The organism is Caldalkalibacillus uzonensis, from assembly GCF_030814135.1.
Classification (GTDB): domain Bacteria; phylum Bacillota; class Bacilli; order Caldalkalibacillales; family Caldalkalibacillaceae; genus Caldalkalibacillus; species Caldalkalibacillus uzonensis.
The window spans coordinates 228,379-248,825 of sequence record NZ_JAUSUQ010000005.1; the positions used below are offsets into that span (position 1 = coordinate 228,379).

Below are 20,447 nucleotides of genomic sequence, written 5' to 3' on the forward strand. Positions count from 1 at the left end.
CGTTCTTTCCATAGATAGATGCCGTGTCCACACTCATTCACCTTCCATATACTGTGTTATGGTTTATTGCGTGTAACGCCAATTCTGCCAAAAGCTTTACATCGCTCATATGATCGGGAACCATTAGAAAAGCATTTGTTTCTCCGTTAGAGTATGCAAAATATATTACAGGATTTTAGGATATTAGCCGGGATGACAAACAGGTACTGTCAGAAGGGCAGTGCTTTTTGTGTTTTTTAATCTTGATGACTTTGTCCTCTACTTCCACTATAACAAAAACCGCATGTGTCTTGAAACACTTGTCCGTGTCATTAAAATCCTAAATCCATAAAATAAAACTACAATGGTCAAGGTGATCACATTCAACTTTATAACGTTATTAAGCAGCAGGTGAGGATTTATGCTAGACACCAAAAAATTTGGGGAATTGCTAAAAAAGTCTGGGTTTTCATTTTACAGCGGAGTGCCTTGCTCTTTTTTAAAGAATTTCATTAATTATGCGATTAACGAATGTGAATATATCGCTGCTGCAAATGAAGGAGATGCAGTAGCCATAGCATCTGGTGCTTTTATTGGGGGGAAAAAGTCGGTTGTTCTCATGCAAAATTCAGGTCTGTCTAATGCTGTTTCACCTTTAGTTTCTTTGAACTATCCCTTTAGGCTGCCAGTGCTTGGATTTGTCAGCCTCCGAGGAGAACCGGGTAAACCTGATGAACCTCAACATGAACTGATGGGGCGAATTACAACGGAGTTATTGGAATTAATGCAAATCAAATGGCAGTATTTATCGAGTGATATACAGGAAGCCAAACATCAAGTCGAACAAGCTAATCGATGGATTGAAAAGAATCAGCCCTTTTTCTTTGTTGTTAAAAAAGGAACGTTTGGAGAGGAGATTCTAAGGAAAAAAAGTCTCTCTTCACATTCGAACCAAGTGATATTGATGAAAAAAGAAGAGGATCAGCTCCCCGTACGGTTTCAAGTATTGGAGGTCATTAATCGATTCAAAGACAACCAAACCGTACAACTGGTAACCACGGGAAAAACTGGACGAGAATTATATGAGATTGAAGATGCACCCAACAATTTCTACATGGTTGGTTCCATGGGGTGTGTCAGCTCACTTGGCCTTGGCTTAGCCCTAACCCAAACAAATAAGGATATCATCGTTATTGATGGTGATGGTTCCTTGTTGATGCGCATGGGAAGTTTGGCCACGAACGGGTACTATCACCCCCACAATATGCTTCATCTACTATTAGATAATCATACGTATGATTCGACAGGGGGACAAAATACAGTCTCTCACAATGTGAATTTTATCAAGATAGCTGCCGCCGCAGGCTATGAGAAATGCATCTATATTCATAATGTACAAGAGTTAGTATCCACTATAAAAGAATGGAAAAAATCAAGAGGATTGACTTTTGTTTATATGAAAATAGCAAAGGGATCCAAGAAAAACCTTGGCCGTCCGAAAATCAAACCGCATGAAGTTAAGGAAAGATTACAACATTTTTTAAGAGGCAATACAGACGGAGGAGTGTATAAATGAAACCGGAACGAAATAAGTGGGAAAGATATAAGTTTATGAAAACTTCAGAGTGGTTGGCACCCTACTTACCTGAAACCCGAAAACTGAACAAAAATAACTTTTGGGCCATGATCAATAAATTCGGAACTGTATATCTTAAGCCAATCAGAGGTCGAAGGGGGGAAGGTATCATTAAAATATCTTTAAAAGAAGACAATGTCTTTGAAATGCACCACGAAAATAAAAGAAAAACGATACGTAGTGAAAAAGAGGCTTATTCTTATATACAAAAGAAAATGAAATCTCGTAGTTATATAGTCCAACAGCCTGTCCGCCTTACTGAAATCAATGGCCGTCCGATAGATTTCAGAGTGATTGTACAACGTAGAAATCTAGATGAACCTTGGACGGTAACTGCAAAAGTGGTAAAAGTTGCAGGTAAAGGGTATATCGTGACCAATCATGCAAGAAGTAAAGGGACAATTTTAACCGTTGAAGAGGCCATTCAAAAATCACCACTTAAAAAGCTCTGTCAAGAAGAATTATTATTTAATATCGATCGGATTGCCTTACTGGCTTCGCAAGAATTAACTAGACATTACCCATATCATCGTATTTACGGATATGATATCGGGGTTGAGCCTGATGGAAAGATCATGATTATTGAAGCTAATTCAGACCCAATGTTTTTTCATTTCCGCCAACTTAAAGATAAAACGATGTATCGTCGCATTATGGAATATAAAAGAGGTTAACTTCTAGGTTATGACAGAACAGAATAATATGAGAAAAGTAAAAAGAAATATATTGCTTAATCCCGGTCCTGCTACAACAACAGGAAGTGTTAAATGGGCGAGCTCTGTGATTCCTTCAGAAGCTGTAGTGCTCATCATCAATAACGGTGCTTACGGTCAAAGAATGTGTCAGATTGCTCATATTTACGGTTTTAACGTCCTTGAAATTCAAAGCCCCCCTGACGCTCCTATCGATTTAACCACTTTAGAAACATTGATCCAAAAATCCTCTCGTAAAATTTCTCATCTCGCTGTTGTCCATCATGAGACAACGACTGGCTATTAAACGACATTGAATCTATCGGAAAAATTTGCAAAAGACATCATATTGACATGATTGTGGATACAATGAGTTCGTTTGCAGCCATTCCAATCGATATGCAATAAATGAATATTAGTTATCTAGCCGTTTTTTCAAACACAAGTCAAATTCGTTTCACTCCCCCTGTACAGACATTATATGCACCGAAGCAAGCCATCATTGAGTGTAAACAAGGGGATATATCACCTATAAGGATATTGAAGTATTTTTTATTGAAAAGCTATTTTAAGGAATATTGGGTATCTAAAATAAACACCATCTTTCCCAAAAAAGGACTATAACGTTTTACGAGGTGGGTTTTTAATGAAAAAAACTACAAAACTAAAAAAATTATTAAACTCACAAAATCTAGAATTTTTAATGGAAGCGCATAACGGCCTATCGGCCAAAATTGTGGAGGAAGCCGGTTTTAAAGGGATTTGGGCCAGTGGATTATCTATCTCTGCAAGTTTAGGTGTGAGGGACAATAATGAGGCTTCATGGACACAAGTATTAGAAGTAATAGAGTTTATGAGTGACGCCACTTCTATACCTATCTTATTGGACGGAGATACAGGTTACGGGAACTTCAATAATGCAAGGAGACTGGTCAAAAAGTTAGAGCAACGTCATATCGCAGGGGTCTGTATTGAAGATAAACTTTTTCCGAAAACTAATTCTTTTATTAAAGGCGAGGCTCAACCACTTGCCGACATAAATGAATTTTGCGGAAAAATAAAAGCGATGAAAGACACTCAACTAGATGATGATTTTTGTGTAGTGGCAAGAGTCGAAGCTTTTATTGCCGGATTAGGACTTAAAGAAGCCTTACGACGGGCAGAGGCGTATCGTCAAGCCGGTGCTGATGCCATTCTTATACACAGTAAAAGATCAGATGTCACTGAAATTGAATCTTTTATGAAAGAATGGAAAGGAAGGCTACCCGTTATCATTGTCCCTACGAAATACTATTCTACTCCAACCAAACATTTCAGAGACATGGGCGTCAGTGTTGTCATTTGGGCTAATCATAATTTAAGGGCCTCGATTATGGCGATGCAAGGTATATCCAAGCAAATATTTCAGGATGAAACACTCATTCATGTCGAAGGCAACATCGTAACAGTTGATGAAGTATTTAGACTTCAAAATCACAGTGAGTTTGAAGAAGCGGAAAAAAAATACCTTCCATCTAATAATAAGAAAGTAACTAAAACTTAACCATCAATGAGGTAAAGGTGTGTTCAAGGCATGTTTAAAAACGGATTGTGGTGCGAACCGAAATCGGCTTGGTTACGGGGTTTCCGGGAAAAAGCCAGATGCTTGGGTGATACACTTTTCCAATACTGACGAAGCAGGCGGAGATTGGATTGGTAATAAAACTTGATGGCGCCGTAGGCGGAATTCACAGAGGCAGAACTAAGCTTTTGGACCGTAATCGCATAATGAAGAAAGGATCGAATCTCATCATATCCGACGGAGGCTGGAATATTTGCCGCAAAACTCATAGAAACGTTGAATGTGTTTCAAATTAGTCCATTGTAGTGGGCATCGCTTGTATGACATCTTGCATAAAAAACACCTTCCTTTTTTACTTTAGAGGATAAAGGAAGGTGTGATGGATTGTAGTAAGGGGGTTAGAGAGCTACCACGCAGCGGTTTCGTTCAACAAAGCATTCACGCTCGGGCCTGACGGCCCCTTGGTCACCAGAAGGTGGAGAAGGGAAGTGAATTCAGGCGACAACCCTGCACCGACTAACCGCGTTGCGGCAGCTCTTCGTGCTTAAGAGACGACAACTCTGCCTATATTTTATAACGATAAGTTTTTCCTGGCTTTCGTTCGATATCCGGAGGAAAACTTTTTCGCTTATCCGCAAAATATTTAGCTCGATAGTCACCTTCAGAAAGCTTATTAAACGTTAAAAAAACCATTCTTCTTATTGTATCTGTTAGATTTGGTCCTGAACGGTGTGGTGTGTAAGAATCAAAGATGATGATATCGCCTGGTTTCATTTCGAAAGAGACCCAATCTAATTTTTCAACTACATTTCTCGGTAGTTCTTTAAACATAGGCCCAAGCAGTCCTTTTTTATGTTCCCCGAGAGCACACTCCAAACAACCATTTTCAGGAGTTGCTTCATCTATACAAACGGCAACAGAAATATGCAAAGTTTGACCATATCTATCCCATCCGGCCTGGGCGTCTTGATGGGGCTTAAAGCCTTCACCACCTGGAAGTTTGAAATTTATTTTATCTTTAAAAAGTACTGCAGGTTCTTCAAACAGTTGTGAAACGATCCCAAGCATCCATTTCCCATTTAAGAATTTATTTAATTTTTCATGGTAAGGTAAAAAATTTTCTACTCTGTTTAAGATTCTGGAACCATCTTTTAAACTTTTCTCGTAATATTTCATCCATTTACCTGTTGTTTCAGGAAGATTCTGTACTTCTTCCACCCAATCTATTAGATTCTGTTTTATTTCAGAATTGTAAAGCTGTTCACAAGGTAAATAGAGACACCCATCTTGTTTCCATTTTTCAAGATGTTCTTTCGTTAATTGTTGAAGATAAATCATTTGGAGCACTCCTTTCTGATATAGTGAATGCTATTAGTAATAGCATTAGGAGGAGTCATGAATTAATATATAGGTATGGCCAATTATTTTCATGGGTACTATGAAGAACACGTTCTTTACATGTTGTTTGACTAATCATTTGCAATGCTTCTTCAATTGTAAAGTAGCCAATACCTTCACTCTCATCATTGAACTTTAATTGACCGGATAAGGGAGTCGCAAAAAACAAAAAATGGCAACTGCTTGCTTGTTTATTTTGATAAACTCCGATCAAGTCAATGATTTTAACTTGAATTCCTGTCTCTTCTTCAACTTCTCGTATAGCACCATCTTGTATGGATTCTCTGTTGTTAACAAATCCTCCTGGATATTCCCAACCTCTATATTTATTTTTTATTAACAAAATATGCTGATACTCATCACGTACTATTGCACCAGCTGACAGTCTATGTTTAGGTATCTTCATATACACCACACTTTCTTATAGCGATTTGTCTTTTGACTTAATACGAGGATAGACAACTGAAGTCGCTCTTTTCAGATGCTCCTCATTATCAATCTCACACCAAGCCAAGTCTGCTACTTTTTTCATGAAAAAAGAAGAGTGCTCAGCTGTTCGATTGAGGGCTTCTTCATAATCCAACATTGGATTTTCCTCTAACATTTCCTTTGCTAACTGACACATAAGTTCAAAAGTACTATAAGATATTTTTGAAATACCTACGAATTCACCATCAATCCTAGATAGAAATGAAGATTGTTTTTTCATTTTCTTAAAAAAATGTTTGTCGTCACATTCAATGAAAAATTCATCTCCTGATTGAGTTAAATCACTTGCGAGTATTACATTGGAATGCGAATCATCGAGGATTGATCGTAAGGCCTTCTTCTCGTATATGATGTCAGATTCCAATAATAAAAAATCCTCTTGAATTTGATCTTTCATCAACAGTAATGTATATAGGTTCCCGGTATTAGCAAAATGATGATTAACAGTAAATCGGATACCGGGATTTTTCTGTGCCAGAAATCTTAATTTTTCTTCCTTATAGCCCGTTCCGATCTGAATATGTGTGATTCCTGCATCTAATAACTTGTCTATAGATTCTTCAATGATCGATTTGTTTTCTATAACCAGTAAACCCTTTGGTGCATATTGAGAAATTTTATGCAGGCGCCTACCTCTTCCTGCGGCTAAGATCACTGCTGTTTTAATCATCAATCACCTTCCAATCATAGCCATTTTTTGAGGGTCTTATTTAGATCTTCGCTATATTTTATGAGCAGTTGTCGGACAAGGGGATAGTTTATTCGTTTAAATTAACGTAAATCAGGCATATATAGAATCAGCATTGGTTGATACAACCGATGCTTTTTTTTAAAAGAAAAGGTTCTTTAAGGAGTACAATTCGTACAAACCCTTCAAAGATCATCACCATAATCTAAAAGTAATATTAGGAATTAGGAGTGTGTGTAATGTACATGAACGATTTTAGATTAATTGATGTTTACAAACCTAGTGGGGGGAAAGTCAAGGTAGTAAAAAACCCAACACCCTACGAATTAATTGGCCAAGGGATGCAAGGTGCTGTTTTTAAGTTGTCAAACAAAATATGTGTGAAAATATATCCAGAAAAGAAACATCGCATTTGGGAAGAAGAAGTGCTAAGAGAAGCTCAAAAATCGCCCTTTTTCCCTAAGTTATATGATTCAGGAGCTAACTATATAGTAATGGAGTATGTCGAGGGAATACCTTTAGGGGATTACTTGAAGAATAAGAGAACCATGCCTCGTGAATTAACAAAACAGATTATAACTTTGCATAAAGAAATGGAGCGCTTAAAATTCACTGATTATGATATATATTTACGTCATTTCATTGTTACGAACAATAAAACAATAAAAGTAATTGACCATGTGAAGTCTTTTAAAAGAAATCGGCCTCAACCCGAACGTTTAGTCAAAGGATTAAGTAAACTTGGTCTACTGAGATCGTTCTCGTCTCAAGTCAAAGAAATAGATTATAAAACTTATACTAAATGGAAAAAAACGATAAAGAAATACTTATCATAGACGTTTCCGGTTACCTGAAGTCGCTCAAGCCCAAGTACAGAGGAGGGTGTCCCCGTACGTTTACGGAAGAACTACGGGCGGCAATCATCGAATTGGCTCAGATCCCGCCCAAAACGTTGGGGCTGCCGTTTACCGGTGGATAGCGTTTGTCAAATCAAAAACCGTCCAAATGTGCATTTAATTTCCGGCCACTTTGAGCTAAAAAATTAAGCTAGCTGTTGCTCTTGTAACCTCAATTACACCAGTTTATGTGAGTTCTATAGTGGTTTTAAAGCCAAAAGCAGAACTGCTTTTAGCTTTAAAGTTCTGCACCTATACCGTATGACCTGCTTGATGAAATGGCTCAAAGTTGTCCTAAGAGGGTATGATCAGACTTAGAGGTTCAGGACGCTTTGATGTAGGGGTATTAGCATGGTTTCTATTTAGTCGTTCTTTCCATAGATAGATGCCGTGTCCACACTCATTCACCTTCCATATACTGTGTTAGAGTCAGCTAGTCGTTTATTCTATGTCAGGTTTGTTAAGCTCACAAAAGTTAGATGGATCTTCCTTTTGCTCATTTGTGTGGATACAAATCATTGTTGATGGGATTAGTAAAGAAAGGATGATAAAAAGTGAGTAAGCGGTCTGTTGAGGTTCAACTAAAAGAGCATGCTGCCAAAGACCCTCACCTCATAACGATTCCAAAAGTGCTTGTTGACCTGATAGAAGGTCAACGTGATGAACAAATGCACGTTTACAAAATTCAAGAAATAATCGTGCAACAGAATCATGAATTAAAAAAAGGAAATAACGATTTCCAAGAAAAAAAGGGATTACATGATCGAAACCATTCGCTAGATGGAAAACAATCACCTGAAAAAAATGATTCATCACAAAAAGATAAAACCATTCATCTCAAAGTTGGGTTATTTGATGAAGAAGTCAACTATGCCATCAATGAAACGGATCATGTTATGGAGTTATCGCCAGCGTTAATGAAAAAGTTATGTCTTATGAATGGAACTATTTGCCATGCCAAATATGAAGACAAAAGTATTCGATTAGGCCCAGTAACCGGTATTTTTGTCAGTCAGAGTTATACTGACAAATTGTTTTATAAGCAAAAAGCAAAGAGACGGACGATGGAGTTAATGGGGGCTAATAGAGATGCCCATAATATTCTTTATTTCTTTTCAATGAGTGACGTGGATTTTTCAAATAAGAAAGTCATAGGCACCTATTATGATGATCATGAAAAGCGTTGGAAAAGAAGAGAATTCCCATTTCCAGATGTGCTTTATGATCGTGGCAGCGGCCGTCCTAATAGCCGATTACCTAAACAAGCTTTTCGTATGAAGCTTGAAACCGAAACCCCCATAAAAAAAATCAATGCCCAGCACTACTTTGATAAATGGGATCTGTATTATAAACTGAGTCAATATCCAGAGATGCGCCCTTATCTCCCGTTCACGATACTGTATCAGAATCCACAGGATTTACAAGCATTTCGTGGCACTAACAAAGTGTATGTCAAGAAATGTGTCAGCAGTAATGGCCGGAGAATCATGCGTGTCGAGAGGAAGTCACCTTCGCGTTTCGACTACAGTTACTATACAACCAAACTTGTTGTTGGAACAAAAAGAAATATCAGAGATGTGGCCCACTTAATTGAACATAAATTTGGCCGGGAACAGGTGATCGTTCAACGAGCGATAGATTTACCTACAATCGATGGAAGCAATATCGATATGCGGGCAACAGTTCAACGGGATGGTGAGGGTAAACTTGATGTGACTGCCGTTGCTGTCAGAGTTGGAGGGAAAGGTTGCCCTGTCACAAGTACACGAACAGGTGCTAAATGTTATCGGTTCGAGGATTTCTATAAGACATATTATGGGTATTCAAATCGACAAGTTAAAAAATTGAGGAAACGTGTTGATGATTTCTTGAAAAAAGTATATCACTATACCGAGAAAGCATATGGTGCCTTTGGAGAAATCGGAATTGATTTTGCCTTCGATAAGCAGGGTAATATATGGTTTATTGAGTGTAACGCCAAGCCTGCTAAAAGTGCTTTACACCGCTCATATGATCGGGAAACCATTAGGAAAGCATTTGTTTATCCGTTAGAGTATGCAAAATATATTACAGGATTTTAGGATATATTAACTGACGATTGCACGCTTAGGGAAGATATCCATGATTGGGTAGGTAAAAACAGGCACTGTCAGAAAGGCAGTGCTTGTACTTTATAACAAAAGCCTTTTTACTATAGAGCTGGGCTTATTTATTATACAAGTATTTTTGCCGAAAATATAATAATTTAAAAGTATCTAAGGAGGTTAAAAAAATGAAGCCTCTTATTCCAAACATCCCTGCGATTGCGATTACCGGTAGTGCTGGAAAATCAACGACTCAAGCATTTATTTATTCCATTCTAAGTACTAAGTGGAAAAGAATTCTTAAGACAACAAAAAACTTGAATTTGCCAAGTCATACGAATCAAAAGGTAAAGCGTCTCAAACCCTCTCACCAGGCTGTCATCTTGGAAATGGCATTTGGACGCGAGGCAGGAAAAAGGCATTTCCGGTATATACAGCCGAATATGGGGGTGATTACAAATATAGGCACAGCCCATTACGGCAAGCTTGGAAACAGTTTAGAATCAATAGCGAAATCCAAATCTTTATTAATCAAATATATGAACCCCAAGGGCACACTGTTCATCAACAATGATGATCAGAACTCAAAATTGTTAGAGACTCATCACTTTAAAGGGAAAATTGTCACAGTAGGAATCAAAAACAAAGCCGACTATCAAGCCAGTCATATCAAGTATTTGGACAATGGCATGCGTTTTAAAGTGGCCTTAGATAATCAAAAGGAGACATTCTTTATTCCCACATTCGGTGATCATAATGTGATCAATGCATTGTTTGCCATCGCTGTTGCCCACCAACTCCACTTTACACCCGCCGAAATGAGAAAAGGATTAAAAAAATTCAAAAACCCAGCCAGAAGGTTAGATGTGATTCCATTACCCCATCAATCCCTTCTGATTGATGATACTTTTAATGCGAACCCCCAATCGGTAAAAGCAGCGTCAGATGTACTCGTCAGACTAGGCAAAGGCAAAAAGAAAATTGTCGTATTGGGAAGCATGTTAGAGTTAGGTCAGTATTCAAAGAAAGGTCACAAAGAAGTTGGGCGTTATTTAGCCAAAAAGGGTATTGATGCGATTTACACCTATGGCAAAAAAGCCAAATGGATTGGGGAAGCGGCTATTAAAAAAGGGTTTCCAGCTCAAAACGTCCATCATTTCACAAATCGCCAGCATTTACACAACATGTTAGCAAAGCATTTCCAGCCTGATAGTGCCATTCTAGTCAAAGGATCTCACGCTATGAAAATGTATAAAACCGCCGAATTTCTTGCTGAATATAGCCTTCGTTTTTCCAGCACCAAATAAGTATGCCAAGGTCCTTCGTGATTTTTTAAAAACAGTTCATGAGGAGGTTGCTATGATGAAGCCCCTTATTCCCAATATACCTGCTATAGCAATCACCGGTAGTGCTGGGAAAACAACGACCAGAGAATTTGTTGCCTCGATACTGCAAACAAAATGGAAGATTCTTAAAGCAAGCAAAAGCAGAAATAAGAACCAACCCCAACACACTAAACAATACGTCCAACATCTAAAACCCTCTCACCAGGCTATGATCTTAGAAATAGGATTGGGGCGGAAAAGAGGAAAAAGTCATTTCCGGTATATACAGCCGAATATGGGGGTGATTACAAATATAGGCACAGCCCACTACGGCAAGCTTGGAAACAGTTTAAAATCAATAGCGAAATCCAAATCTTTATTAATCAAATATATGAACCCCAAGGGTACATTGTTCATCAACAATGATGATCAGAACTCAAAATTGTTAGAAACTCATCACTTTAAAGGGAAAATCGTCACAGTAGGAATCAAAAACAAAGCCGACTATCAAGCCAGTCATATCAAGTATTTGGATAATGGCATGAGTTTTCAAGTGGCCTTAGATAATCAAAAGGAGACATTCTTTATTCCCACTTTTGGTGATCATAATGTGATCAATGCATTGTTTGCCATCGCTGTTGCCCACCAACTCCACTTTACACCCGCCGAAATGAGAAAAGGATTAAAAAAATTCAAAAGCCCAGCCAGAAGGTTAAATGTAATTCCGCTCCCTAATCAATCCCTTCTGATTGATGATACTTTTAATGCGAACCCCCAATCGGTAAAAGCAGCGTCAGATGTACTCGTCAGACTAGGCAAAGGCAAAAAGAAAATTGTCGTATTGGGAAGCATGTTAGAGTTAGGTCAGTATTCAAAGAAAGGTCACAAAGAAGTTGGGTGTTATTTAGCCAAAAAGGATATTGATGCGATTTACACCTATGGCCAAAAAGCCAAATGGATTGGGGAAGCGGCTATTAAAAATGGATTTCCAGCTCAAAACGTCCATCACTTCACAAATCGCCAGCATTTACACAACATGTTAAAAAAGAACTTTCCTCATAGTGCTATTCTAGTCAAAGGATCTCACGCTATGAAAATGTATATCACCTCCGAATTTCTTGCTGAATATAGCCTTCGTTTGTCCAGCACTAAATAAGTGTGATCATAACAAAAAGCCACTATTCATAAGTGACTTTTTGAAATACGTCCTATTAAAGTCAGCTCCTGTCCACCTCTTCGTTTGCGTGGAGAAATCTATTGTTGTATTAATCAACGTATTTCAGGAGAACTCTTCCCGTCCTCACCAAATTTTTATTTAACAGAGATTTTTTTCTTATCAAATATTTATGCTTAACGACGGAAAAGCCTTGATGCAGCTAGGCTTTTCCGTTTGGTGACTTTTCTGAGCTGGCGGTGGTAACTTTCGAGCATGTAGGTGGTATAAATCAGTTTGCATTATCTCTGGTGGATAATTTTGAAAAAGGTGCAATTTTGGATCCTAGTTTTTTGCCCAGGATTAAACCATCAACGGGTACTTGGTTCCCCAGGTTTGTTCGAACTGATCCAATTCTTCCAGGGCTGCTTTATCGATAGGTTTCAGTTCAGCTGTAATTTTTTGATATCCTTGTAAGATAAGTAGCCGACGTATAAAGGGTTAATCTCACGTACGGTTTGATGAGGGAGAACTGAAAAAATAAGAAGTAAGGCGACCGTGCGGTCGCCAGGAAATTTCAGTACCCTAGTCTACCTTACTTCATTTTGAAAGGGATTCGAATGGTACTGATGCTACCCTAATTGTACAGCATTAATTAAGAGAGTAACTGTCCCAACACCTGGTACATCAATTTCTTCTTCTAAATCTACTGATGGGCAAGGAAATTGTACAGTTTGCCCAAAAACAGTAACAGTTACAATCCCATTAAATTTAGGAAACAGCGTGTTTGCAAATACTGTGATGGGATCAGGGAGCACTACGCCATCTATGGCTGTTACCTGTACGGTGACTGAACACAATCCTACTACAGCCATTCATTAACCCTCCTTTATACCTTTGATAGTCATATCATATGCATCTTCTCTCATACTGCTTGTACACTTAAACTAGTCAGAAAAGTATATTTAACGTTGGCTGACTTAAGATTGGCTATTGACATAACTTAATCAACACCTGAAGTTCATTTCTTACGAGGTGATCTAGCCAAAAAACGGGCATATTCGATGGGCTTCAAATATATGGTTCTAGTCAGTTCACTATCATTTACACGCTTGACGAACTTTTTCTGAGTTCTACCATTTACTTCAATGATCCACGGATTACCCTGATGATCCAGGCCAAAATCTACGGCCATTTCTCCTAAATGTCCAAGCTTATATTCTATAGCTTGGGCAGCCTGTATACTGATCTTTTCCATTTTGTCCAGCTGGTTTGTCGACAGCATGTTATTTTCCTTGAGCATATCATGAATGCTTTTTATCTCAGTAGCCTGATTCGTAATATAAGAGTCGGCACTACCCACCACTCGGCTAAACCCTCCGGAAACCGTCCATTGGCCTTGATGATCTTTCTGCACGTAGATACGGATATCATATTTTTTTTGATCGATAAGGTCCAAAGGAATAAACTGTTGGACTAAGAATCTCTCATTACCGATTAATGCATTGACCTCTTTAACAGAATCTTGTTCATTTGGTGTATTATTTGGTTGTGGGTACAAATTAGGAATATAACCGGTATTCGTTATTGTTTGTCCGTTCGATCAGGTATACCCGGCGCCCTAATTGACCTTTACTCGGCTTGAGGATAAGCTTGTTATATTTTTTTAATAATGGTATTAGATTGCTTGGGTGATATAGATAAGTAGCCAGTACATAATGATGAATGGCACTTTCTCGTAATATGTTGTAAATCTCCCACTTGTCAAATCTAGTGATACAATTAAATACCTTTCCTTTCCCAATTGCCCTTTCTAGTTTGTGAACTACAGTTCTGTTAGACGAATAAAGCCGGTTATAGACTGCTGCAGGGAAGGGGCAAGTTTTTCTTTCCCATTTCCCATTTTTGTAAATACGCCCGCGAATTTTATTCTTCGACCATTTGATTCCTCTGGGTCTAAATACTAACAAGTCCACGTTTAAAAGTTTAGCCATTTCATAGTCTCTTAACGGTCTTGGTTTGTAAACCATTATACCGATTAACGGTTTTGTCATAGACCGGTCAAAAGCGCGATGGCCAAGGCGTACGACAAACAGAAGATTTTTAACGCTTTCCTTTATTCGCTGGAACATTCTAAAAAATATCCAGGTTTTAGCTTTCATAAAAGACATCACCCCTAGAATAATATATGTGGTCAGGCTATGCTTGGATTGTTCTATTAACATTATCCATGTGCCAATATTTATATAAGGGAATTTTGTGATGCCGCTTTTTTAATTACTTTAAATGAACAAGCGCCGTTATTCTTTCACCCATTACGGAGAGATAGGCATCGATTGTCGTCCTTGACTGGCTGAACCAACTGTGGCTGATCAAATAAATGCCAAGCCGGACAAGATTTATCATTGTCAGACCCTGGGCCAAATCGACTATCTTCACCCCATATCCCCACAGAGGCACTGCAAACCCTAAAAATTCTGTTTAACGAGCTTTAAGCTCTAGACCTTCAGTACCATCATCACCCCAAACAATGTATACCTAAGTCCTAGGGATAATTTGTTTGGGATGTTTTATAATTGAAATGATTGTAATTTTTGAAATATTTATAGTCTTAGGGGGTGTTCGTTCACTGTTTACGTTTTGTCTTAATCCATTAAATGAAAGGGGAAGTGACGATGAAAAAGCTTGTTCAACATGGTGTGGTCTGTTTCTTAATCATTAGTGTCATTTTGAGCAGCTTTGGTATGAGCGCTGCAGCAAGTCAGAGCGGACAAGCCTCGCCAGCCACACTGGCCTCATTATATGCTGATATTGATCTCTCTTCTCCTGTTCCCACCACTGTCATTGTGGAACTTGAAGAAGAATCGATTGTAGAAGCTAAACATAAAGGAAAGAAGCAAAGCAAAGAGCGCCTGGCCAAAGTGCGTGGGCAAGTGATTAAGGAACTGCAAGCCAATGTGCCAGATGCAAAAGTGAATCGGGAATATGATTTCCTCTTTTCAGGCTTTTCAGTTGAACTGCTAGCCAAAAGCATACCCGAACTGCTTGCCACTGCTGGTGTCAAAGCCGTTTACCCCAACGTGGAATACAAGGTGGACGCTGCCCGAACAGGGGTTGTCCAAGCGGAAGAAGTGAGTCCGGAAATGAATGAAAGTGCCCCTTACATCGGCGCCAACCAGGTGTGGGAAGAGCTGGGAGTGACCGGTAAAGGCGTCACCGTGGCCATCATTGACACAGGGGTAGATTATACCCATCCGGATCTGGCCCATGCTTTTGGTGATTATAAAGGATGGGATTTTGTTGATAATGATGATGATCCCCAGGAAACACCGCCGGGCGATCCACGGGGAGGGGTTACCAATCACGGGACTCACGTAGCCGGTACGGTAGCGGCTAACGGACAGATTAAGGGTGTGGCACCTGATGCCAAGTTACTGGCTTACCGTGTACTGGGGCCTGGAGGAAGCGGAACCACAGAGAATGTGGTGGCCGGTATTGAACAGGCTGTGCAAGATGGAGCGAATATTATGAATCTTTCCTTGGGCAATACACTGAACAATCCTGACTGGGCGACCAGCATTGCCCTTGACTGGGCCATGGCCGAAGGAGTAGTTGCAGTCACTTCTAACGGCAACAGCGGCCCCAACAATTGGACTGTGGGCTCACCGGGAACTTCCCGCCAGGCCATTTCGGTCGGGGCTACGCGCCTGCCACACAACGCCTATGCCGCTGAGCTGTTTACCTCTGCAGAAGTGAATTATCCCAGTGCCAAAGTGATGGGGTTTAGCGATGAGGAAGCCTTGCTCGCTCTGCATGGACAAGCCTATGAATTTGCCGATGTAGGCTTGGGGCGTGTCCAGGACTTTGAAGGCAAAGATGTAGCAGGAAAGATCGCGCTGATCAAACGTGGAGAGATTCCGTTTGTGGATAAGGCCCAACATGCGAAGAATGCCGGTGCCGTGGGTGTCATTATTTACAATCATGTGCCTGGGGAAATCCCTATTGATATTCCCGGTATGGCCGTAACTACCGTTAAATTAAGTCTGGAAGACGGTCAGAAAATGTTAAGTGAGTTGGGAGAAGGAAATAATACCGTTCAGTTTTCAATTGAATTCGTGAAAACCGTGGGTGAAACCGTGGCTGATTTTTCCTCCCGGGGACCGGTCATGGACACGTGGATGATTAAACCTGATGTATCGGCGCCAGGGGTGAATATTTTGAGTACCATTCCAACCCATAATTCCGAAGACCCCCATGGTTATGCCGCTCTGCAGGGAACAAGCATGGCCAGCCCCCATGTGGCGGGAGCCGCTGCTCTTTTACTTGAGAAGCATCCGGACTGGACAGTTGAAGAGGTGAAGGCGGCTCTGATGAATACAGCTGAGGAGCTGTTTGCCCCTAACGGTACACGCTACCCGTACAATACACAAGGAGCAGGCAGCATACGGGTGTGGGATGCCATTCAAACCGAAGCCTTGCTCTTGCCTGGCAGCCACTCGTTTGGCGTGGTTTATAGGGAAGATAAAAGAGAAGTGAAGCGGACCCGCATCCAGATCCAAAATCTAACTGATAAAACAACACGGTATGAAGTAGAAGCCGCTTTTGCGGGGAATCCGGAAGGCTTAAAGGTCCGCACCTCCCGCAACCTGAACGTGAGGTCCAATGGGTCCCAAACCGTTCAGGTCATCGTGGAGGCCGACCCGGCTAAGCTAAAGGCAGGCTACTATGAGGGGGCCATTACCCTTAGAAACAGCGGACAGGAGCTTGTGGTGCCAACCATCCTCTTTGTTCAGGAGCCTGATTATCCGCGGATTACCCACTTCTATTTCGAGGGGGACAGGGAAGAGGGATATAACTTAACCGTCTATCTCCCCGGCGGGGCAGAGGAACTGACCTTCCTTGTCTACGAATGGACGGGTTCTGCGGCAGGTGATTATATGGGCCATATCGGAACATACACGGATGTGCCCAAGGCGTTTAGCGACTACAGCTGGGATGGTACGATTGCCGGACAACAGCTGGAGAGTGGACAGTATGCTCTTTTTGCTCTGGCGACCAAAGCCGGCCAAACAACCCAGCTCGGATTGCTTGCCGAGTTAAAGTAAGGATAAAAAAAGCCCCTGTATCAACAGGGGCTGGCATGAGTTTTGACGTGGGTAGACTCAATAAAGACGACCTCCGGGTCGACAAAGCCATGCTCTACAGCTTCTTTCAGGATGCGATTCTCCTTCAAATATAATACTATATCATTTATTTAACAAAACAGCCTGTAGACCTTCCGTACCTTCGGTACTTTTGTCTACAAGCTGTTTTTTTACTAGATTTTTTTGTTTTTTAGTTTTGAATCAGGAACAGAGTAAGGATCTGTTGGTTTTTGGTGTTTAGGATGATTTTTTTCATCTTCATGTTTGATTTATGAGATTCTACTTCTTTTTTTTTTTTGTCATGTTTTTCATCGTCATGTCTATGTGCTTCATTATTCTTGCCTTTCTGTTTATCTCCGTGTTTGTGATCAGAAGACATTTCTTCATGTTTATTTTTTTCAGCCTTTCTATTCTGTTGATTATCATCGTTTTTTAATTCTTTTGAAACGTCTATATCAGATTCTTCTTTCCATTTTCTTTCATCATCCTTCTTTTGTTCCTTTTTTTGATCTCCTTTTTCTGTTATAGATTCATCTTCTTTTCTTTTCTGTTTAGGTCCCAAACTAACATTTCTAATATGAAATGTGGAAATGCGGTATACTTCTTGGTTATATATAAGAGTTAAATGATCGTCAGAATTATCAACAAGTACACCCTCTATACTTTCCTGGCCTCCACTATTAATTTGCACCCAACAATGTTTCATATTTTGAAGTAATGTTGAAAAGTTTTCGCCATCTATATAACCAGGATAGTCTTTATAAGTTTGGATAGAGATCTCTTTATTTTCACTAATACTCTTGATATAATGAATTTCATAATATACAACCTTATTCTCACCTGTATGAATGACTATATAATCCGATTTGACTTCTAAGAGTCTGCCTTGTCTGGATTCAGGTCCTCCTCGGTCGATACGTATGCAGCGATATTTCATATTCTGCAGAAGGGTATGAAAATCTTCTGCTTCTTCATATTGGGTGATCTTATCAATTGATGGTTTATTAACAAAGTTAGCAATATCTTTTGAATCCTCTATACAACTTTTCAGGTGATGTAATCTGTAGAATATAATTTCATTATCTGCAGTAGATAAAACTAAATAGTCTGATTTTACATCTAATAACCGGCCGTACTTTGATTCAGGCCCACCTTTAAACAAACGGATGATTCTTCCTTTTAAGGGCTCCAAATAAGTTATGTTATTGTTCTCATTCATTGAGCTTTTCCCCCTTCCATTTGTAGATGATGTACAGGTTATAATATGTATCACTTATCTACATCGTTTTCAGCATTAGCCTTTTATTTTATAAAATTAACTTTTGTCCATACAATAAAAAAGACAATAAAAAAGCCCCTGTATCAACAGGGGCCTTACCATGGAGGAACGCGAGTCTTAATGGAGGATAGCGTCACCTTAATGGGATCACTCCTTGATTAGCAGAAGGGTCTGGTAACGGGCACGAAACAGAAACAGCCTACAATGATCAGCAAAATGAACAAGACAACGATCAAGGTAAATGGAGAAGCAAAGGGACTAACAGGAGCAGACATACTATAACCTCCTTGTGAAGTTTGAGCGCGCTCTTTATTACAGTATGCGCCAGACCGCCCTGTGGCATGGACAGGTGTACCGGGGCAAATGCGGAGTTTAGTATGTTTGTTGCGAAATAGATCGTCACGATACAGAAATCACAAATTCCCTTGCCATCCCTTATAGCAGGGAATGACGAGGGGAATGCTTGTTTCCGTTCGTTATTTTACCTTGACTGATCTTGTCCTTTTCTCAGACAGCATCCATTCTCTCTTTCTTCTCTTCCTCGCGCATTTGCTTCAAGAAACGGTTGGTTTCAGCGACGACAACCCCAGACAGGCCAATTAGGCCAATCAGGTTGGGAGCAGCCATTAAACCATTCATTATATCAGCGATACCCCACACCAGATCAAGGCTCATGACAGCTCCGAAAAAGACGGCAACGACGTAAACCACGCGGTATAGGGGCACGGCTTTTGTCCCAAACAGATAGGAAAAACATTTTTCACCATAATAGGACCAGCCCAGAATAGTGGAATAGGCGAAGAAAATTAAACCAACAGCTACAATGAATGCTCCTGAGGTACCCAGGAAGCTTTCAAAAGTCATAGATGTCAGTGTCGCTCCGCTGTCTTCTCCTGTGTACAATCCACCCATCACCAGCACAATGCCTGTGATGGAACACACGATAATAGTGTCCAAAAAGACTTGTGTCATGGAGACGAGAGCTTGACGTCCAGGATAGTCGGTTTTCGCTGCTGCAGCTGCAATAGGCGCTGAACCCAGACCGGCTTCATTAGAGAAGACCCCGCGGGCTACCCCGTACCGGATTACGGCACCTAAGGCTCCGCCTGCTACGGCTTCTCCGGTAAAGGCATCGGTGAAAATCAAGGCAATAGCTGAAGGGACCAGATTAATATTCATAACCATAATGATTAAGCCGCCAATGATGTAAAACAGCGCCATAATGGGCACAAAAAAGGCGGTGACACGGCCAATACTTTTAATGCCTCCCAAAATGACCAATGCAGTTAAAATGGTTAAAATAATACCAGTGACCCACAATGGAACACCAAAGGTGGAATGGGCCGCATCAGCAACTGAGTTGGATTGGACCGTGTTACCAATCCCGAAAGCAGCGATAGAGCCGAAAATGGCAAAGAGAACAGCAAGCCATTTCCAGCCTAAGCCTTTTTCTATGTAATACATTGGACCACCAGACATTTCGCCATTAGGTTCCTGAACACGGTACTTAACCGCCAAAATCGCTTCGGCATACTTTGTAGCCATACCAAACAAGGCAATGAACCACATCCAGAACACCGCACCAGGTCCCCCCATAAAAACGGCTGTGGCCACACCGGCGATATTACCGGTCCCAATGGTCGCTGCCAAAGCAGTGGTCAGAGCCTGATAGTGGGAGATGTCTCCCGGAGACTTTTTGTCCTGGTATTTCTTGCTGAAAGCAAGTTTCAGAGCATAGGGAAGAGTGGAAAATTGCAGAAAACTTAAGCGAAGCGTCAAATAAATTCCTGTTCCTGATAATAAAATCAATAAAGGCCAGCCCCACACATAGCCACTGATCATGTCAATCACTTTTTGAAACTCTTCCATGACAAAACCTCCTTGTATATTATGTTTTAGCCTTCATTTGAAGGTCTTTCAAACCTAAAACTGTTCCTTGAAAAATGAATAGAGATTACTTTTGGTGATGGAGGACATAGCTTCGTAATGAGCGTTTGCTTGCGAAGCAAGCGAACGCGAATGAGAAGAAAGCAAGCGTAAGCGCGCTAGTCATTATCCAGTTCATTTCGGTGTTTACGATCTTGGGCTGTCTTTGGGAAAATAGCCTTAGGTGTCTACCAAGG

20 protein-coding genes and 2 pseudogenes are annotated in these 20,447 nt (G+C 40.3%); 10 read left to right on the forward strand and 12 right to left on the reverse strand.

Annotated elements, in window-relative coordinates; all coding sequences use genetic code 11:
- The first annotated feature begins 400 nt into the window (after positions 1-400).
- From aepY to aepX, 4 genes and pseudogenes are all read left to right on the forward strand, one after another.
- The gene (aepY, locus tag J2S00_RS08825) at positions 401-1,555 is read left to right on the forward strand and encodes a phosphonopyruvate decarboxylase (RefSeq protein WP_307338302.1); all 1,155 of its coding nucleotides are present in this window, start codon (positions 401-403) and stop codon (positions 1,553-1,555) included.
- A complete protein-coding gene (locus J2S00_RS08830; RefSeq protein WP_307338305.1) occupies positions 1,552-2,289 on the forward strand; it encodes a YheC/YheD family protein in 738 nt (245 codons plus the stop codon). Before aepY ends, J2S00_RS08830 begins: the two co-directional genes overlap by 4 nt.
- Positions 2,290-2,317: 28 nt before the next feature.
- A pseudogene (locus tag J2S00_RS08835) lies at positions 2,318-2,823 on the forward strand (aminotransferase class V-fold PLP-dependent enzyme); the annotation flags it as partial.
- 130 nt (positions 2,824-2,953) lie between these two features.
- Positions 2,954-3,850, forward strand: coding sequence for a phosphoenolpyruvate mutase (gene aepX, locus J2S00_RS08840; protein ID WP_307338307.1), 897 nt, complete (start codon positions 2,954-2,956; stop codon positions 3,848-3,850).
- A 23-nt stretch (positions 3,851-3,873) separates the two neighbouring features.
- On the opposite strand, the gene J2S00_RS08845 is transcribed toward aepX, so the two are convergent.
- The 4 genes from J2S00_RS08845 to J2S00_RS08860 all read right to left on the reverse strand — a co-directional run bounded on the left by J2S00_RS08845 (position 3,874) and on the right by J2S00_RS08860 (position 6,425).
- Positions 3,874-4,137, reverse strand: coding sequence for a hypothetical protein (locus J2S00_RS08845; protein ID WP_307338311.1), 264 nt, complete (start codon positions 4,135-4,137; stop codon positions 3,874-3,876).
- Positions 4,138-4,432: 295 nt separating this feature from the next.
- Positions 4,433-5,206: a phytanoyl-CoA dioxygenase family protein gene (locus tag J2S00_RS08850; protein ID WP_307338314.1), complete on the reverse strand. Its 774-nt coding sequence runs from the start codon at positions 5,204-5,206 to the stop codon at positions 4,433-4,435.
- A gap of 55 nt (positions 5,207-5,261) precedes the next feature.
- A complete protein-coding gene (locus tag J2S00_RS08855; protein WP_307338316.1) occupies positions 5,262-5,672 on the reverse strand; it encodes an NUDIX hydrolase in 411 nt (136 codons plus the stop codon).
- 15 nt (positions 5,673-5,687) lie between these two features.
- On the reverse strand, positions 5,688-6,425 hold the full coding sequence (locus J2S00_RS08860; protein WP_307338318.1) for a phosphocholine cytidylyltransferase family protein: 738 nt from the start codon (positions 6,423-6,425) through the stop codon (positions 5,688-5,690).
- A gap of 257 nt (positions 6,426-6,682) precedes the next feature.
- Between J2S00_RS08860 and J2S00_RS08865 the strand changes: the two genes are divergently transcribed.
- From J2S00_RS08865 to J2S00_RS08885, 5 genes are all read left to right on the forward strand, one after another.
- Positions 6,683-7,279, forward strand: coding sequence for a hypothetical protein (locus J2S00_RS08865; RefSeq protein WP_307338320.1), 597 nt, complete (start codon positions 6,683-6,685; stop codon positions 7,277-7,279).
- On the forward strand, positions 7,246-7,422 hold the full coding sequence (locus tag J2S00_RS08870) for a helix-turn-helix domain-containing protein (protein ID WP_307338322.1): 177 nt from the start codon (positions 7,246-7,248) through the stop codon (positions 7,420-7,422). The genes J2S00_RS08865 and J2S00_RS08870 overlap by 34 nt, the downstream gene beginning before the upstream one ends.
- 471 nt (positions 7,423-7,893) lie before the next feature.
- On the forward strand, positions 7,894-9,420 hold the full coding sequence (locus tag J2S00_RS08875; protein ID WP_307338325.1) for a YheC/YheD family endospore coat-associated protein: 1,527 nt from the start codon (positions 7,894-7,896) through the stop codon (positions 9,418-9,420).
- Between the two features lie 191 nt (positions 9,421-9,611).
- The gene (locus tag J2S00_RS08880; RefSeq protein ID WP_307338328.1) at positions 9,612-10,730 is read left to right on the forward strand and encodes a UDP-N-acetylmuramoyl-tripeptide--D-alanyl-D-alanine ligase; all 1,119 of its coding nucleotides are present in this window, start codon (positions 9,612-9,614) and stop codon (positions 10,728-10,730) included.
- Positions 10,731-10,785: 55 nt separating this feature from the next.
- Positions 10,786-11,904, forward strand: a complete 1,119-nt coding sequence (locus J2S00_RS08885) for a UDP-N-acetylmuramoyl-tripeptide--D-alanyl-D-alanine ligase (RefSeq protein WP_307338330.1) — start codon at positions 10,786-10,788, stop codon at positions 11,902-11,904.
- Positions 11,905-12,125: 221 nt separating this feature from the next.
- Here the strand turns inward: J2S00_RS08885 and J2S00_RS20030 are convergent.
- The 5 genes and pseudogenes from J2S00_RS20030 to J2S00_RS08905 form a co-directional block, all read right to left on the reverse strand.
- Positions 12,126-12,386, reverse strand: a pseudogene (locus J2S00_RS20030) (transposase); the annotation flags it as partial.
- A 147-nt stretch (positions 12,387-12,533) separates the two neighbouring features.
- Positions 12,534-12,776, reverse strand: coding sequence for a hypothetical protein (locus tag J2S00_RS08890; RefSeq protein ID WP_307338333.1), 243 nt, complete (start codon positions 12,774-12,776; stop codon positions 12,534-12,536).
- A gap of 146 nt (positions 12,777-12,922) precedes the next feature.
- On the reverse strand, positions 12,923-13,462 hold the full coding sequence (locus J2S00_RS08895; RefSeq protein ID WP_307338336.1) for a YheC/YheD family protein: 540 nt from the start codon (positions 13,460-13,462) through the stop codon (positions 12,923-12,925).
- Between the two features lies 1 nt (position 13,463).
- Complete coding sequence (locus tag J2S00_RS08900) at positions 13,464-14,063, reverse strand: YheC/YheD family protein (RefSeq protein ID WP_307338340.1); 600 nt, start codon at positions 14,061-14,063, stop codon at positions 13,464-13,466.
- A 115-nt stretch (positions 14,064-14,178) separates the two neighbouring features.
- Entirely contained in the window at positions 14,179-14,340 is a 162-nt protein-coding gene (locus J2S00_RS08905; RefSeq protein WP_307338342.1) for a hypothetical protein, read from the reverse strand.
- A gap of 236 nt (positions 14,341-14,576) precedes the next feature.
- Between J2S00_RS08905 and J2S00_RS08910 the strand changes: the two genes are divergently transcribed.
- On the forward strand, positions 14,577-17,006 hold the full coding sequence (locus tag J2S00_RS08910; protein WP_307338345.1) for a S8 family serine peptidase: 2,430 nt from the start codon (positions 14,577-14,579) through the stop codon (positions 17,004-17,006).
- 229 nt (positions 17,007-17,235) lie between these two features.
- Here J2S00_RS08910 and J2S00_RS08915 read toward each other — a convergent pair whose 3' ends face one another.
- The 3 genes from J2S00_RS08915 to J2S00_RS08925 all read right to left on the reverse strand — a co-directional run bounded on the left by J2S00_RS08915 (position 17,236) and on the right by J2S00_RS08925 (position 20,193).
- Positions 17,236-18,264 (reverse strand): hypothetical protein, encoded by a 1,029-nt coding sequence (locus J2S00_RS08915; protein WP_307338348.1) that lies wholly within the window; start codon positions 18,262-18,264, stop codon positions 17,236-17,238.
- Between the two features lie 218 nt (positions 18,265-18,482).
- Positions 18,483-18,599 carry a YjcZ family sporulation protein gene (locus tag J2S00_RS08920; RefSeq protein ID WP_307338351.1) on the reverse strand — a complete coding sequence of 39 codons (117 nt, stop codon included), beginning with the start codon at positions 18,597-18,599 and terminating at the stop codon, positions 18,483-18,485.
- 232 nt (positions 18,600-18,831) lie between these two features.
- On the reverse strand, positions 18,832-20,193 hold the full coding sequence (locus tag J2S00_RS08925) for an alanine/glycine:cation symporter family protein (protein ID WP_307338354.1): 1,362 nt from the start codon (positions 20,191-20,193) through the stop codon (positions 18,832-18,834).
- Between the last annotated feature and the right edge of the window lie 254 nt (positions 20,194-20,447).